This window comes from Rhodococcus coprophilus NBRC 100603 (genome assembly GCF_001895045.1).
Lineage (GTDB): Bacteria > Actinomycetota > Actinomycetes > Mycobacteriales > Mycobacteriaceae > Rhodococcus > Rhodococcus coprophilus.
Map to the genome: position 1 here is coordinate 264,521 of NZ_BDAM01000008.1, position 15,446 is coordinate 279,966.

Below are 15,446 nucleotides of genomic sequence, written 5' to 3' on the forward strand. Positions count from 1 at the left end.
TCTTCCCGGAGGAGTCAGAGGGCGGCCGCGGCGGCCATGGTGGAGAGCTTCTGGAATCGCGCGACGTTGTCGCCTTCGTCCATGCAGCCGGCCGACAGGAATACGAACGTCATGTCGAGTTCAGGGTCGACCCAGAACAGGGACGACCCGGCACCGTAGTTTCCGAAGGTACGAGGTGAGGTGAAGGGTCCGAAGAACGATGCGTGGGGACCCGTGCCGGACAAGGAAAATCCGAGACCGAAGTTTCCGGGCGGGGTTTCCCATCCGCGACTCGCGGCGATGCCCGCGTAGAGATCATTGGGCATGTCACCGGTCTGCAGGGTCGTGGCGTGGTCGACGACCACGGGAGCGACGAGGTGCTGTCCGTTCACTTCGCCCTTGCGGCGGAACATCTCGGCGAAGGCGAAGATGTCCTCCGCGGTGCTGACCGCACCGACCCACGGGATCTCCGCGGCCTCGGTGATGGTGTCGTTGAGGTTTTCGATGTCCGCCGGCGACAGCCAGCCGTTGTCGGGTACGTATGCCTTGAGCGGCACCGCGTCCGCGCGCCAGGCGTCGGGCATGCCGAACGCCGTCCGCGTCATCCCGAGCGGCTCGAAGACGAGATCCCGCGCGAGGTCCCGGAAGTGTTCGTAACCGTAGGCACGACGGACCATTTCACCCATGAGGGCGTGGTTGATCGACGGCGCGTAGTTGAGGTTGGTCCCGGGTTCGTTGACGACGTCCACGGAGCACAGCGCGTCGATCACGTCGGCGAGTACCCCGAAGCGCTCCGGTCCGAGGCCGGGATTGGGGGTGGCGGGCATTCCCGAGCGGTGTGTGAGGAGGTGGTGGAGGTTGATGCGGTCCTTGCGCACCGAGCGGAAGACGTCGGTGCCGAAGAACTCCGGGATGATGTCGACGACCCGTGTCGATAGCGCGAGCTTGCCTTCGCCGAGGGCGCGGTACGCGAGCGTGTTGGTGAACGCCTTCGACATCGAGAGGATGCGGAAGACGCTGTCCGGGCGCAGGGCTGCGTCCGTGGCTCGTTCCGCGTAACCGATCGTCTCGTGCACAGCGATGTCGCCGTGACGGGCAACGATGATGTTGACGCCGTCGTAGTCGCCGCGGTCGATGTCGCGGCGGATCTCGTCGGTGAGCCGGGTCAGTGCGGTGGGGTCCAGAGCGGGCATGGTGGCGGTCCTGTTTCTCTCGGTGCGGCGGGGATCAGCGGTGGGTCACATGACCAATCCGCCGGACGGCGAGAACGTCTGACCGGTGTAGTAGGAGCCCTCTGCACCCGCGAGGAACAGCACCGTCTTGGCGATCTCCTCGGGGGTGGCGGGCCGCTTGATGGGCTGCATCGAAATGAGGAAGTCGGAGAACTCCTCGTCGCTCTGGCGGAACAGTGGCGTGTCGACGGCCCCGGGCGCAAGAGAGTTGACACGGATGTTGAAGGGAGCCAGTTCGGTCGCAGCCTCCCGGGTCAGGCCGAGCACACCGGCTTTGGATGCCGGGTAGTACGCGGGCATCGCCACCGACATCAGCGCGGCGGCCGAGGAGAAGTTGATGATCGCGCCGCCGCCTGCCTTCTTGAGCAGCGGCACCGCGGAACGCATCGTGTAGAAGGGGCCGTACAGGTTGATCTTCAGGACGCGGTCGAAATCCTCGTCGGTGATGGTTTCGTAGAACTCCGGGTTGTGCTGCCGGCCTTCCTTCATCGCCTCGAAGCCCTTGTAGTTCTCGGCGTTGAGGGCGTCGAGCGCCGCCTTGTTGGGAGCGTTGACGCCTGCCGCGTTGACGAGCACGTCGAGCCGGCCGTGCTCATGCTCGACGGTGGCGAAGGCTTCGCGCACGGCGGCACTGTCGGCGATGTCGAGGGGAACGGCGTGGGCTCCGGGGAGCGCCGCGAAGTCGCGAGCGAGGTTCTCGGCCGAGATGTCGGCGCCGTAAACGACGGCGCCCTGGTCGGCGAATGCCTGCGCGGTGGCAAGACCCATGCCCGACGCGGCACCGGTGATGAAAACGACCTTGTCCTGGAACTGCATACGAATCTCCTCGGGGATGTGCGGCAGCTGGCTCACTCGACCTCCGCCACCGGTGACGCAGAGCATGACACTTTGGGTAGACGTATGTCTAGTGAAACTTTTCCGCCGCAGGTGAGGATAGGTATTTCGACGAGAGAACGACCGGAACGAGAGGCCCGACCAACAGAAAAACCCCCGCCGTCCGATGGACGGCGGGGGTTTCGGTGGATCAGGAGATCAGGCGTTGACCACGGCGTCGAGCGCGCTGTAGAACATGCCGAGCCCGTCGTCGCTGGGTCCGGTGAGCGCCTCGGTCGCGTGCTCGGGGTGCGGCATCAGGCCGACGACCCGGCCGTTCGCCGACGCAATGCCCGCGATGCCGCGCTGCGATCCGTTCGGGTTCTCGCCGACGTAGCGGAACACGACCCGGCCCTCGCCCTCGAGTTCGTCGAGCACTTCCTGCGAAGCCTGGTAACGGCCCTCGCCCGACTTGAGCGGTACCAGGATCTCGGCACCCTGCTCGTAGCGCGACGTCCACGCGGTGGAGTTCGATTCGACCTTCAGCCACTGGTCGCGGCACACGAAGTGCAGACCCGCGTTGCGGGTCAGCGCGCCGGGCAGCAAGCCCGCTTCCGCGAGCACCTGGAAGCCGTTGCAGATGCCGAGGACCGGCATTCCGCCGCGCGCCGCCTCCACGACCTTGGTCATCACGGGAGCGAACCGCGCGATGGCTCCGCACCGCAGGTAGTCGCCGTAGGAAAACCCGCCGGGCACGACGACAGCGTCGACACCCTTGAGGTCGGCGTCACCGTGCCACAGGCTCACGGCCTCGCCGCCGGCGAGCTTCACGGCCCGGGCTGCGTCGATGTCGTCGAGCGTGCCGGGGAACGTGATGACCCCGATGCGTGCGTTCATGCGTCACCGTCGATCCGGCGAACCGCCCAGTCCTCGATGACGGTGTTTGCGAGGAGTGCTTCGGCGATCTTCTCCACCTGAGCGTCGTCGACGCTGCCGTCGACCTCGAGTTCGAATCGCTTTCCCTGGCGGACGTCGGTCACGCCCGCGAAGCCCAGCCGCGACAACGCGCCGGCAATGGCCTGACCCTGGGGGTCGAGAATCTCGGCCTTGGGCATGACTTCGACGACGACACGCGCCACGTGCTGCTCCTCGGTAGTAGTGCTGGCGCCCAGGGAACGGACACCGGACCCATCGAAGTTTACCGGCTCAGGCCCTCTTGTCCGGAACCGGCCGCTGCCTCGCCGGAGACCGTGCGCGAGGAGTAGCGGCCCCATACCCCCTAGGGGTATAAAGGAGGGACGACATCGAAGGAGCATCCACATGACCACCGCTGACACGACGCGTGACGTCGAACTCACCATCGGTGGGATGACCTGCGCCTCCTGCGCCGCGCGCGTCGAGAAGAAGCTCAACCGCATGGAGGGCGTCACCGCGTCGGTCAACTACGCGACCGAAAAGGCGAAGGTCAGCTACAGCGGCGACATCACGCCCGAAGACCTCGTCGCGACCGTCGAAGCCACCGGCTACACCGCGGCAGTGCCCGCACCTCCGCAGCCCCGGGACGCTGCCGCCGAAGACACCGGACCCGAGTCCGACGAAGCAGCGCAATGGAAGCAGCGCCTGACGGTCTCGGCCCTGCTCACCGTCCCCGTGGTCGCGCTGTCGATGATCCCGGCCCTGCAGTTCGACAACTGGCAGTGGCTGTGCCTGACACTCGCGTCGCCGGTCGTCGTGTGGGGCGCCCTCCCCTTCCATCGCGCCGCATGGACCAACCTGCGGCACGGCGCCGCGACGATGGACACGCTCATCTCCGTCGGCGTCATCGCCGCGTACCTGTGGTCGCTGTGGGCGCTGTTCTTCACCCACGCCGGCATGCCCGGCATGAAGATGACCTTCGAACTGTTCGCGTCCGGCGGCGGTGAGGAGCACATCTATCTGGAGGTCGCCGCGGCCGTCACCACCTTCATCGCCGCCGGCCGGTGGTTCGAAGCGCGGGCGAAGCGCCGCTCCGGCGCTGCCCTGCGGGCGCTGCTCGACATGGGAGCCAAAGACGTCGCGGTGCTGCGTGGCGGCACCGAAACCCGCATCCCGGTGGACCAGCTCGCCGTCGGCGACGTGTTCGTGGTGCGTCCCGGCGAAAAGATCGCGACGGACGGCGTCGTCGAATCGGGTTCGTCCGCCGTCGACGAGTCGATGCTCACCGGCGAGTCGATGCCCGTGGAGGTCGCGCCCGGCCACGCCGTGGTCGGTGCGACCGTCAACGCGGGCGGGCGCCTCACCGTCCGCGCTACCCGCGTCGGCTCCGACACCCAGCTCGCCCAGATGGCGCGCCTCGTCGAGGACGCGCAGAACGGGAAGGCGGAGGTCCAGCGCCTCGCCGACCGGATTTCCGCGGTGTTCGTCCCGATCGTGATCGGGCTGTCGCTGCTGACCCTCGCCGCGTGGCTGTTGTTCACCGACGATCCCGTCTCGGCTGCCTTCACCTCGGCGGTCGCGGTGCTGATCATCGCGTGCCCGTGCGCGCTGGGTCTCGCGACGCCCACGGCGCTGCTCGTGGGCACGGGACGCGGGGCGCAACTCGGCATCCTCATCAAGGGCCCGCAGATCCTCGAATCCACGCGACGCGTCGACACTGTCGTTCTCGACAAGACCGGAACCGTGACCACCGGCGAGATGACCGTCGCCTCCGTTCATGTGGCGCCGAACGAATCCGCCGACGAGGTATTGCATCTCGCGGGGTCGCTCGAACACGCATCCGAGCATCCGATCGCGCGTGCGATTGCCGACCACGCCGCACAGACGCGTCCGTTGTCCGGTGTCGAGAGCTTCGAAAACCACGGCGGGCGCGGGGTTTCCGGTGTGGTCGACGGACGTGCCGTGCTCGCCGGGCGGCTGGCCTGGTTGCGCGACGAATGGTCGCCCACACCGCCGTCCAGCCTCCGACACGACGCGCAAGCGGCGGAATCCGAAGGCCGGACACCGATCTGGGTGGCCTGGGACGGTGCGGTACGTGCGGTCGTCGTGGTGTCCGACACGGTCAAGGACGGTTCTCGTGCGGCCGTATCCGAACTCCGCGAACTGGGTCTTCGTCCCGTGCTGCTCACGGGAGACAATCGCGGCGCGGCCGAGGCGGTCGCGCAGGAGGTCGGCATCGACGAGGTCATCGCGGAAGTGATGCCCGCAGACAAGGTGCAGGTGATCGAGCGGCTTCAGTCCGAGGGCAGGGTCGTCGCAATGGTCGGAGACGGCGTCAACGACGCGGCAGCGCTGGCCCAGGCCGACCTCGGGCTTGCCATGGGCACGGGAACGGACGTCGCCATCGAGGCGTCGGATCTGACCCTGGTTCGAGGCGATCTGCGCGCCGCCCCCGACGCCATCCGTCTCGCGCGGGCGACACTGCGCACCATCAAGGGCAATTTGTTCTGGGCGTTCGCCTACAACGTCGCTGCCCTGCCGCTCGCCGCGCTGGGTCTGCTCAATCCGCTGATCGCTGGTGCGGCAATGGCATTCAGCTCGGTGTTCGTGGTGAGCAACAGCCTGCGCCTGCGAAGGTTCGCGCCCCGCTGACACAACCCGCTATTCCGGACGAGCCGAATCCTTCTCGCCGCGTTCGGCGCCGACGAGTTCGCGCACCCGCGGCGCGACCTCGGCCGCGAAGCGTTCGAGGTCTGCCGAGTCGTCGCTCGCAAGAACGAACGTGCTCGTTCCGTGCTGCAGAGTCAGATCGGCCAACTGCTCGGCCCACACCCCTGCCGGGCCGTGCAGGAACGAACCGTCGGCAACATCGGCGAAAGTTCCGGCGATGTTGTACAGGCGGCGGATCTCTGCAGGATCCCGTCCGGCATCGCGAGCGGCGTCGTCGACCCGCGCACTCATCTCTCCCAGGGCGTCGGGCCCGGCGGCGAACGAACTCGGCAGCCAGCCGTCGGCGAGCCGTCCGGTCAGTCCGAGCATGCGTGAGCCGTAGGCGCCGACCCAGATTCCGAGATCGTGTGCAGGGGCTGGGCCGCGTTTCGCACCGGACAGCGAGTAATACTCTCCGTCGACCTTCGCCCCGCCCTTGTCGTCCGACCACAAGGCCCGAATCACCGCGATCGCGTCGACGAGAGCGGTCACCGCCTCGCCCGCGCTGCGCTGCGGTCCTCCGTTGGCAGCCACCGCATCCCAGAAGGCACCCGCACCGAGCCCGAGTTCGACCCGGCCGCCGCTGAGCCGGTCCAGCGACGCCGCGCTGCGCGCGAGGATCACCGGTCCGCGCAAGGGAAGGTTCGCGACGTTCGGCGCGACCGTGACGGTCGTGGTGCGCGCCGCGATCCAGCTGAGCAGCGTCCAGGTGTCGAGGAAGCGCGACTGGTACGGATGGTCCTGAATCGTCACCAGGTCGAGCCCCGCACGTTCGGACACCACCGCGAGGTCGACCACGTGCGCCGGGTCTTCAGCGGACGGCGTGAGGAAACTACCGAAACTCAGGGGCTGTCCGTAGTCGGGCACGGCGTCACGACCCTTCCGCCGTGGCGCGTGGCGTGTGGCTGCTGACGATGGAAACGCGATTGAACGCGTTCATCGCGACAGTCACCCAGGCGATCGCGGAGAGTTGCTCGTCGGTGAGGTGCCGGCGCGCCTCGGCGTAGTCGAGTTCCTGTTCGCGGGTCGAGGGCAATACTGTCAGCGACTCGGCGAGTGTGAGTGCCGCGCGCTCGAGGTCGCTGAACGACTCGGTGTCGCGCCAGGCGGACAGAACAGCGAGCCGCGTCGTCGAGACGCCCTCCTTCAACGCGGCGCCGACGTGGATGTCGAGGCAGTAGGCGCAGCCGTTGATCTGGGAGACCCGGATGTTGACCAGTTCGACGAGGGACCGGTCCAGACCCGCCTCCGCGACCGCCTTCCGCACCGCTTCGGCGACCGCGATCTGCGCTCGGTAGACGGACCGGTGTTGCTTGTCGATCAGGACGCGGGATGCCCCGGTTTCGGTCATTTCTGCTCCTCGGGCCGGTCGGTCATCCGTCGTACTCGGTGACACTGCGAAAACTCGGGGCACTGCGAAAGTCATTGCCGGGCAGGCACTAGTTGACTGCGCAACCATAACACCGAGTTCGGGCGCGCACCGGGGATCGAGCGACTGTCGCGGTCGCGAACGGCATACTCGGTGCATGCGACTGACCCACTTCGGCCACTCCTGCATCCTCGTGGAACACCTCGGGAAGAAGATCCTTTTCGACCCGGGAAATTTCTCTCACGGGTTCGAGGGAATCACCGGCCTCGACGCCATCCTGATCACACACCAGCATCCCGACCACGCCGACCCGGCGCGCCTGCCGGCACTGCTCGACGCCAACCCCGGCGCGGCCCTGTACTCGGATCCGCAGTCGGCAAACCTTCTCGAAGGCGATTGGTCGCCGGTGCGGCCGGGCGACCGGTTCACGGTCGGCGACCTGACGATCCGGGGCAGCGGCGGACGGCACGCTGTGATCCACCCCGACCTGCCTGTCATCGACAACACGGTGTTCATCGTCGGCGACGCCGAGAACCCCGCGCGGCTGATGCACCCGGGGGATTCGCTGTACATCCCCAACGAGAAGGTGGACGTGCTCGCCCTCCCGGCGGCAGCACCGTGGCTCAAGATCTGGGAAGCCGTCGACTACCTCCGAGCTGTGAACCCCCGCCTGGCAGTGCCGATCCACCAGGGCATCATCACCGATCAGGCAAACGGCATCTTCTACGGCCGGTACTCCGACATGGCACCCGAGGGCACCGAGTTCCGCGTGCTCGAACACGAGAGCGACGTCGAGGTCTGATCTCCCGGCGGCGGGTGGCGGGCGGGGTTACCGCGCCGCCGCACGCCCCGCAGCGCGGCCGGAGAAGATGCATCCACCGAGGAACGTGCCTTCCAGCGAGCGGTATCCGTGGACACCGCCACCACCGAAGCCCGCGACCTCCCCGGCTGCGTACAACCCTTCGAACACCGATCCGTCCGCGCGCAGCACCCGCGACGACAGGTCGGTCTCGAGGCCCCCGAGCGTCTTCCGGGTGAGAAGGTGCAGCTTCACCGCGACCAGCGGCCCGGCCTTCGGATCGAGGATCCGGTGCGGCGACGCGATCCGGGCGATTCGGTCCGGCTTGTAGGCGCGGGCCGCGCGCATCGCGGCGACCTGCAGGTCCTTTGTGTACTTGTTGGTCATCTCCCGATCGCGCGATTCGACGACGCCACGCACGGTTTCGTAGTCCAGCGGCGTCTCGGGGGTCAGTTCGTTCATCCCGGCCACGAGATCGGCGAGGTTGTCGCGAACGACGAAGTCGACCCCGCGGCGCATGAACGCATCCACCGGGCCGGGAGCGCCCGAGCGTATCCGCTGCAGGAGCAATCCGATGTTGCGGCCCGTGAGGTCGGGATTCTGTTCCGAGCCGGAGAGGCTGAACTCCTTCTCGATGATCTTCTGGTCGAGCAGGAACCACGTGTGGTCGTGCCCGGTGCGGGTGATGTGCTCGAGCGTGCCGAGCGTGTCGAATCCGGGGAACAGCGGGACGGGCAGACGCGCGCCGGTGGCGTCGAGCCACAGCGACGACGGTCCCGGCAGAATGCGGATGCCGTGGTTGGGCCACACGGGGTCGAAGTTCGTGATGCCTTCGGTGTAGTGCCACATCCGGTCGCGGTTGACGATGTGACCACCGGCGTTCTCGGTGATCTCGAGCATTCGGCCGTCGACGTGCGCGGGCACACCGGTGAGCATCCGCTTCGGGGGTGCGCCCAGACGCGCGGGCCAGTTCTTCTTCACGAGGTCGAAGTTGCCGCCGATGCCCCCGGACGTGACGATGACGGCCCCCGCGGCGAACTCGAACTCACCCACAGCCGTCCGGGACGATGCCACGCCGCGAGCGGCGTCGGTGGGCTCGAGGACGGTGCCCCGGACGCCGGTGACCGCTCCATCGGTGATCACGAGATCGTCGACCTGGTGACGATGCTCGAGCCTGACCAGTCCCCGCTCGACACCCTCCCGGACCTTACGGGCGAAGATCTCGACGAGCGCCGGGCCGGTGCCCCAGGTGATGTGGAACCGCGGTACCGAATTACCGTGTCCGGCAGCGTCGTAACCGCCACGTTCTGCCCAGTTGACCATCGGGAAGATCTTGAGTCCGCGCTGCTTGAGCCACGCGTGCTTCTCCCCTGTCGCGAACTCGACGTACGCCTGTGCCCATTTGCGCGGCCAGCGATCGTCGACCTCGCGGTCGAAGCCCGCGGTACCCATCCAGTCCTGGAGAGCCAGCTCGTACGAATCCTCGATCCCGAGACGACGCTGCTCGGGGCTGTCGACGAAGAACAACCCCCCGAAGGACCAGAACGCCTGTCCCCCGAGGTTGTTCGCATTCTCCTGGTCGATCAGGAGCACCTTCCGGCCGGCGTCGACGAGCTCTCCCGTCGCTACGAGTCCCGCAAGGCCCGCCCCCACCACGATCACATCTGCGTCCATGCCGCAAACAGTACCGAGCGAGAGCGCCGCACGGGACAAACAGTCGCCGACGCAACTCTTCAGACGGCCACACGCCTCTTCGGAGCACTCCTCCGGCTATAGACGGTGGGCTCCGCGCCGTGGCGCAGTGCCACATCGATCGCGGCGAGGACTGCCCGCCGGAGACCGGGCGCGGCCAGGGTCGGGGCGGAGACGGCAAGCCGGAACAACTCCCCCCGTCGCGTCACCCGCTGTGACTCGGCGACCACGGCTCGGCACCACCAATGCCCCGACGGAGCACCGTCACCGATGCCGTACACTTGAGATTTCATCACGGCGTCGACGCTCAGATCACGGATAACGTTGTGTTCCAATATCATCCGGAATCCAACCTGCGGAAGCGCTGCGACGGCCCCGGCCGACGCGCGCCACCGGGGCGGGGCGAAGAGCCGGGTGCGCAGCCCGGTCTCCTCGAGGACCCTGTCTGCGGCGAGCAGTCGCAGGCGTGCCTCGTGCCGTGGCAGGCGCGCAAACTCGGGGTGCCGTCCGACAGCCGACGAGGGGTCGTATCCGTGCAACACGATGGCGTCTCCCCCTTCACGCCGTTCGAGCAACCATTCCTGGGTGCCCGGATCGCTCAGCAGCGTGTAGCGCCCTCCGAGTCGCGGCGCCACGCACAGGGACAGCGGTACCCCGCGAACATCCATCTCCCGCGCAAATCCTTCGACGACCTCCCGGGTGGTGTCCCTGATTCCGGTGAGCGACACGACCAGTTGTCCGTTCACGATTCCACCGTCGCACCCGGAGGTGAACGCCGGACATCACCCGGTTGAAGACTGCCCGGCCGCCCCGGGTCGGCACCGTGACGGCCGGCAGGAGTTCACGCAGTCACGGGCTACCGCAGGGATTCGAGGTGGACCGCCTCGTCGAGCGGACGCCCCTGCCGCCAACCGAATCGTTCGAGGTCGGGAACCTCCTGCAGACGCGAGACCGGGCCGACGCACAGCCATGCGATCGGACGGACGGGGTCGTGCGCGCCGACGAAATCCCGAAGGAACTCTTCCTCGTAGAACGACACCCATCCGACGCCCAGCCCCTCCGCCGTGGCCGCGAGCCACAGGTTCTGGATGGCCAGCACCGCCGAGAACAATCCCGACTCGTCGACGGTATGCCGCCCGAGGATGTGCTTTCCACCGCGCGCCGGATCGTAGGTGACCACGATGCCGGTTCGCGATTCGGTGATGCCTTCGACCTTGATCGGGTCGAAGGTGCGTCGCCTGTCCTCGGGGAGGGACTCGGCGAACGCCCGGCGGCACCCGGCGACGTGTTCCGCGAACGCGGCCAGTCGCTCCGGGTCGCGGACGACCACGAAATCCCACGGTTGGGTATTGCCCACGCTCGGTGCGTGATGCGCAGCGGCGAGGACGCGGTGGAGTACGTCCTCGGCGATCTCCTCACCGCTGAACTCGGCACGCACGTCGCGGCGCATGCGGATGATGTCGTACAGCGCGTCGCGCGCTTGGGCCGTGAACATGATCGTCAGGCCGGCACGACAGCTTCGATTGCCTCGATGACCTCGGGTGCGTCGGGTTCGGTCCGGGGCCGGAAGCGTGCTGCGACGGTGCCGTCCGGTGCGATCAGGAACTTCTCGAAGTTCCACTGGATGTCGCCGGCTTCGCCGGATGCGTCGGGGTGCCTGGTGAGCTCGGCATACAGCGGGTGCCGGTTGTCGCCGTTGACCTCGATCTTCTCCATCAGCGGGAAGGTCACCCCGTAGGTGGCGGAGCAGAACTCCTGGATCTCCTCGGCGGTGCCCGGTTCCTGCCCCATGAACTGGTTGCACGGCACACCGATCACGATGAGCCCACGGTCGGCGTAGTCGTTCGCGAGCTGCTCGAGCGCACCGTATTGGGGGGTCAGACCGCACTTCGACGCAACGTTGACGACAAGGAGAGCGTGCCCCTCGTAGGCCTTCAGGCTTGTGGGCTCACCCGAAAGGGTGTTGATGGTGATGTTCTGCAGTTCGTTGGTCATGCCTACAAGCTAGCCTGCCCGGTGTTCAGTGCCCGGGAACAGCGGCGCCGGACGGCATCCCGGCAGTTCGTCCGCTTCGGTGACCGCGCGTTACAGGCGTTCCACCGGGTGGGGCAGGTCCGTTCGGACCGCACCGCGGGCCGTCCGTCGACTTCGATATGTGTATTCCAGTCAAGGAATACTTCGGGGCGCGCGGGGTGCCGACACCTCCCCCAGGGAGGACTTCAGGCATCGAAACCCTGCAGCGCCTCGGTTCTTACGCGAGTGCGAGGAAGAGCTTCTCGAGTTCCGCCTCGGTCATCGGCTCCTTGTTTCCTTCGGCCGTCTCGGTGAGGCACTCGCGCAACCCACTGGCGACGATCTTGAAACCGGCGCGGTCGAGCGCTTTCGACACCGCAGCAAGCTGCGTGACGACGTCCTTGCACTCGCGCCCCTGCTCGATCATCGAGATCACCCCGGCGAGCTGCCCCTGGGCGCGGCGCAACCGGTTGAGTACCAGTGCGATGCTTTCGTCGTCGCCGACCATGTGGATTTCCTTTCACGTATGTCTCGCCATCGTACCCCTAGGGGTATCGAAACTGTGGAACGCACGCCGCCGTCACGCAGGGGCGGCGGCAACTCGCCTCCATCGCCGCAACGGGCAATGCGCCGAACGGGTGCACGCATACGTGGTACCACCCGCAATCAGAGTCAGCACCGCCGCGGCGATCCCGACCACCGGGTGGAGTTCCTGCGCGAGGATCACCGACGACATCAGCAGAACGAACCAGCCGAACCCCTTGCGCAGGGCATCGGGGTCGACCATCGAAGTCAAACGGCCACCGATCAGGCTTCCGACGACCGCGGCCCCGGTGACCATCGCCGCAAGGCGCCAGTCGATCTGCACCGCGGAGAGGTAACCGCCCAGGCCCGCGAAGGACTTCATGGCGATCACGATCAGTGATGTGCCGACGGCAATGGGCATCGGGAGACCGCCGAGCAGAGCCAACGCGGGCACGACGAGGAATCCGCCCCCGGCACCGACCAGACCGGTGACCAGACCGACAACGACGCCGTCGATCAGAATCTTGCCCACCGGCATGGAAGAACCGTCACCCGCTGCGGCCTTGTTCTTGCGTCCGCGCAGCATCGCGACGGCGGTGGCGATCATCATCGCGGCGAACGCGAGCAGCAGGATGCCGCCGGGAATGAAACGGGACAGCAGTCCGCCGGCATAGGCGCCCACCATTCCGGCCAGACCGAACAGGATGCCCGTCCGCCACTGGACGCGGCCTGCTCGAGCGTGGGAGATCGCGCCGACCGCGCTGGTGACGCCGACGACGAGCAGGGAGGTGGCGATGGCTTCTTTGGCATCCATTCCCGCGACGTAGGCGAGCAGCGGGACGGTCAGAATCGAACCTCCGCCGCCGAGCAGGCCGAGGGTGACGCCGACAAGGACCGCCAGTGACACGGTCAGCGCGATCATGATCAGTTCCCTTCGGCCGGTGCGGTTTTCGACTCGGTCAGCTGCGCGACGATCGTCTGCGGATCACAGCCGGCGCCGCGGTTGTAGGGGAGCTTGGACAACACCGCGCCCATGGCGCACGTGTTCGACAGTGCCGCGAAGGTCAGACCGCCACCGATACCGGCTGCGAGCCACTTGAGCCGAGGAACCGCGATGCTGCCCAGGACGGAGGTCAGCACCAGCGACCCCGCGACGAGCCGAACCTGACGTTCGAGGTCCCAGCGCTGGGCACCGCGATTGACCGGCAGGCCCTGCGCGTCCCAGGCTGTCATCCCGCCTTCGAGGATGTGCACGTTGCACAGCCCAGCAATGCGCAGAGTCTCCTCGGCCTGGCTGGCCCGCTGCCCGGACCGGCATACCAAAACGATGTCCTCGTCGAGGTGGGCAAGGAATTCGTCGCGGTGTTCCCGCAGCAGGTCCAGGGGCACGTTGTATGCGCCGGGGATGTGCACGGTTTCGAACTCTCCGGGCGTCCGCACGTCGATGACGCGCACGTTCTTTCCTGCGTCCACCAGTTCCTGGAGGGCGATCGGGTCGAGGGTTTCGGGGCCGGGCGTACTCATGGAGAGCCTTTCGGTTCGGGTTCTTCGTCGGAGGGTGCATTCTGAGCGTTGTACCCCTAGGGGTATTATCGCACCGAGCGTACACATACCCCGATGGGTATATCCAGCGACTCGAAAGTGTGGCCGCACACAGCAGCGATTGCCGTCGACGTACATCGAGGCGCGAGAGCGTCACCGTGGAGGACACATACCCTGGGGGGTACTTGACATACCCTAGGGGGTATATGCCAATCTGTCTACATACCCCGCAACACCCCACGGATCCCGCAATGGAGGACCCCATGATTCTCGAGCAGTACTACATCGAGTGCTTGTCCCACGCGTCGTACCTCATCGGCGACGAAAGCACCGGACGGGCAATCGTGGTCGATCCCCGCCGCGACATCACCGAATACCTCGACGACGCCGCGAAGCACCACCTCACGATCGAAGGCGTCATCAACACGCATTTCCACGCGGACTTCGTCTCCGGGCACCTCGAGCTGGTCGATGCGACCGGCGCGTGGATCGGCTTCGGCGAGGCCGCCGAGACCGACTACCCCATCCGACGGTTACGCGACGGAGAGCGAATTTCCCTCGGCGACGTCCAGCTCGAGATCCTCTCCACACCGGGACACACCTGGGAGTCGATTTCGGTACTGGTCCGCGAGCATCCCGACGCCGTTCCGTCCGCCGTCCTGACCGGAGACTCGCTGTTCATCGGCGACGTGGGCCGGCCCGATCTGGTCAACCTCGGTGACGGATCGACCAGCGACCTGGCCCGGGCGATGTACCGCACGGTGCACGAGAAGCTGCTGACCCTGCCCGACGAGGTCACCGTCATGCCGGCACACGGCGCCGGATCCTCGTGCGGCAAGAACCTCTCCACCGAATTGACCTCGACGATCGGCGAGCAGCGACTGACGAACCCCTCGGTTCAGCCGATGAGCGAGGACGCCTTCGTCGCGCTGATCACCGAAGGCCAGCCGGCCGCGCCTACGTACTTCTCGGCGGATGCCGCCATGAACAAGCGGATCCATCCCCTGCTCGCGCAGGATCACACCATCCCGGAGTTGAGCCCGGCGCAGGTGAAGGCGGAACTCACCGCCGGCACCCGCGTCCTCGACGCGCGCAGCGTCGACGACTTCGCCGACGGGCACCTGCGCGGATCGGTCAACGTCGGTTTCGACGGTCGCTTCGCCGAGACCGGTGGCATGGTTGCCGAGGTCGGCGAGCGGATCGTGCTGATCACCTACCCCGGCGAGGAACAAGAGGCAGCGCTGCGTCTCGCCCGCATCGGATCCGACAATGCGATCGGTTACCTCACCGTCCCGCAGGACGGTTCGTTCCCGGCCGAACTGGCCGACCTCGTAGAGCCCGCGCATCGCACCTCCGTCGAGGAACTCGACGGTTTGCTCGCAGCCGAGGCCGTCACCCTCGTCGACATCCGCAACCCGGGTGAGCGCGAGCAGGGAACGATCCCCGGCGCAGTGGCAATTCCGTTGGCACAGTTGCGTGTTCGCCTCGAGCAGGTCCCCACCGGTAAGCCCATAGTGGTGCACTGCGCGGGTGGATGGCGCTCGAGCGTCGCAGCCTCGCTGCTCCGCGCGCAGGGCTTCGACAACGTCTCGGACCTCGTCGGCGGTTACAACGCCTGGGTCGAGGCCCACGCCACCGTGTGACCGTCCGGTCCCCGGGCCGGCACCACCGGATAAGAGGACCCCGCCCACGCGCAACCGCGCTCATACCCGAGGAGAATTCCCCATGTGTTACCCCGTCGCCTGCCCCACCTGCGGAAAGACCGGATGGGACGGCTGCGGACAGCATGTCGACGCCGTCATGCGCTCCGTTCCCGCCGCCGACCGTTGCACGTGCGGCCAGGACGCCCCGGCGCCGG

General features: G+C 67.1%; 17 protein-coding genes. 4 read left to right on the forward strand and 13 right to left on the reverse strand.

The window, feature by feature from the left end; all coding sequences use genetic code 11:
- Positions 1 to 14: 14 nt before the first annotated feature.
- From RDCOP1_RS15225 to purS, 4 genes are all read right to left on the reverse strand, one after another.
- Positions 15 to 1,172: a serine hydrolase domain-containing protein gene (locus RDCOP1_RS15225; protein ID WP_072701967.1), complete on the reverse strand. Its 1,158-nt coding sequence runs from the start codon at positions 1,170 to 1,172 to the stop codon at positions 15 to 17.
- 45 nt (positions 1,173 to 1,217) lie between these two features.
- The gene (locus RDCOP1_RS15230) at positions 1,218 to 2,063 is read right to left on the reverse strand and encodes an SDR family NAD(P)-dependent oxidoreductase (RefSeq protein WP_231923005.1); all 846 of its coding nucleotides are present in this window, start codon (positions 2,061 to 2,063) and stop codon (positions 1,218 to 1,220) included.
- Positions 2,064 to 2,243: 180 nt separating this feature from the next.
- Positions 2,244 to 2,921, reverse strand: coding sequence for a phosphoribosylformylglycinamidine synthase subunit PurQ (gene purQ, locus RDCOP1_RS15235; RefSeq protein ID WP_072701969.1), 678 nt, complete (start codon positions 2,919 to 2,921; stop codon positions 2,244 to 2,246).
- Entirely contained in the window at positions 2,918 to 3,163 is a 246-nt protein-coding gene (gene purS / locus RDCOP1_RS15240; RefSeq protein ID WP_072701971.1) for a phosphoribosylformylglycinamidine synthase subunit PurS, read from the reverse strand. The genes purQ and purS overlap by 4 nt, the downstream gene beginning before the upstream one ends.
- 181 nt (positions 3,164 to 3,344) lie before the next feature.
- Between purS and RDCOP1_RS15245 the strand changes: the two genes are divergently transcribed.
- Positions 3,345 to 5,591 (forward strand): heavy metal translocating P-type ATPase, encoded by a 2,247-nt coding sequence (locus RDCOP1_RS15245; RefSeq protein ID WP_072701973.1) that lies wholly within the window; start codon positions 3,345 to 3,347, stop codon positions 5,589 to 5,591.
- Positions 5,592 to 5,600: 9 nt separating this feature from the next.
- Here RDCOP1_RS15245 and RDCOP1_RS15250 read toward each other — a convergent pair whose 3' ends face one another.
- Positions 5,601 to 6,515 (reverse strand): LLM class flavin-dependent oxidoreductase, encoded by a 915-nt coding sequence (locus RDCOP1_RS15250; protein ID WP_072701975.1) that lies wholly within the window; start codon positions 6,513 to 6,515, stop codon positions 5,601 to 5,603.
- 4 nt (positions 6,516 to 6,519) lie between these two features.
- Complete coding sequence (locus RDCOP1_RS15255) at positions 6,520 to 6,999, reverse strand: carboxymuconolactone decarboxylase family protein (RefSeq protein ID WP_072701977.1); 480 nt, start codon at positions 6,997 to 6,999, stop codon at positions 6,520 to 6,522.
- Positions 7,000 to 7,174: 175 nt separating this feature from the next.
- Between RDCOP1_RS15255 and RDCOP1_RS15260 the strand changes: the two genes are divergently transcribed.
- A complete protein-coding gene (locus RDCOP1_RS15260; protein ID WP_072701979.1) occupies positions 7,175 to 7,819 on the forward strand; it encodes an MBL fold metallo-hydrolase in 645 nt (214 codons plus the stop codon).
- Between the two features lie 27 nt (positions 7,820 to 7,846).
- Here RDCOP1_RS15260 and RDCOP1_RS15265 read toward each other — a convergent pair whose 3' ends face one another.
- From RDCOP1_RS15265 to RDCOP1_RS15295, 7 genes are all read right to left on the reverse strand, one after another.
- The gene (locus tag RDCOP1_RS15265) at positions 7,847 to 9,490 is read right to left on the reverse strand and encodes an FAD-binding dehydrogenase (RefSeq protein ID WP_072701982.1); all 1,644 of its coding nucleotides are present in this window, start codon (positions 9,488 to 9,490) and stop codon (positions 7,847 to 7,849) included.
- Positions 9,491 to 9,549: 59 nt separating this feature from the next.
- Positions 9,550 to 10,254 (reverse strand): DUF2334 domain-containing protein, encoded by a 705-nt coding sequence (locus RDCOP1_RS15270; RefSeq protein ID WP_072701984.1) that lies wholly within the window; start codon positions 10,252 to 10,254, stop codon positions 9,550 to 9,552.
- Positions 10,255 to 10,364: 110 nt separating this feature from the next.
- Positions 10,365 to 11,003, reverse strand: a complete 639-nt coding sequence (gene bluB / locus RDCOP1_RS15275) for a 5,6-dimethylbenzimidazole synthase (protein ID WP_072701986.1) — start codon at positions 11,001 to 11,003, stop codon at positions 10,365 to 10,367.
- Between the two features lie 5 nt (positions 11,004 to 11,008).
- Positions 11,009 to 11,503 (reverse strand): glutathione peroxidase, encoded by a 495-nt coding sequence (locus RDCOP1_RS15280; protein WP_072701988.1) that lies wholly within the window; start codon positions 11,501 to 11,503, stop codon positions 11,009 to 11,011.
- A gap of 256 nt (positions 11,504 to 11,759) precedes the next feature.
- Complete coding sequence (locus RDCOP1_RS15285; protein WP_072701990.1) at positions 11,760 to 12,029, reverse strand: metal-sensitive transcriptional regulator; 270 nt, start codon at positions 12,027 to 12,029, stop codon at positions 11,760 to 11,762.
- Between the two features lie 72 nt (positions 12,030 to 12,101).
- On the reverse strand, positions 12,102 to 12,968 hold the full coding sequence (locus RDCOP1_RS15290) for a sulfite exporter TauE/SafE family protein (RefSeq protein ID WP_072701993.1): 867 nt from the start codon (positions 12,966 to 12,968) through the stop codon (positions 12,102 to 12,104).
- A gap of 2 nt (positions 12,969 to 12,970) precedes the next feature.
- Positions 12,971 to 13,570, reverse strand: a complete 600-nt coding sequence (locus RDCOP1_RS15295) for a rhodanese-like domain-containing protein (protein WP_072701995.1) — start codon at positions 13,568 to 13,570, stop codon at positions 12,971 to 12,973.
- A gap of 281 nt (positions 13,571 to 13,851) precedes the next feature.
- Here RDCOP1_RS15295 and RDCOP1_RS15300 point away from each other — a divergent pair, with 281 nt between their 5' ends.
- Positions 13,852 to 15,231: an MBL fold metallo-hydrolase gene (locus tag RDCOP1_RS15300; protein WP_072702072.1), complete on the forward strand. Its 1,380-nt coding sequence runs from the start codon at positions 13,852 to 13,854 to the stop codon at positions 15,229 to 15,231.
- Positions 15,232 to 15,313: 82 nt separating this feature from the next.
- On the forward strand, positions 15,314 to 15,446 hold a 133-nt coding region (locus tag RDCOP1_RS22060; RefSeq protein ID WP_503826034.1), incomplete at its 3' end, for a DUF8730 family Cys-rich protein.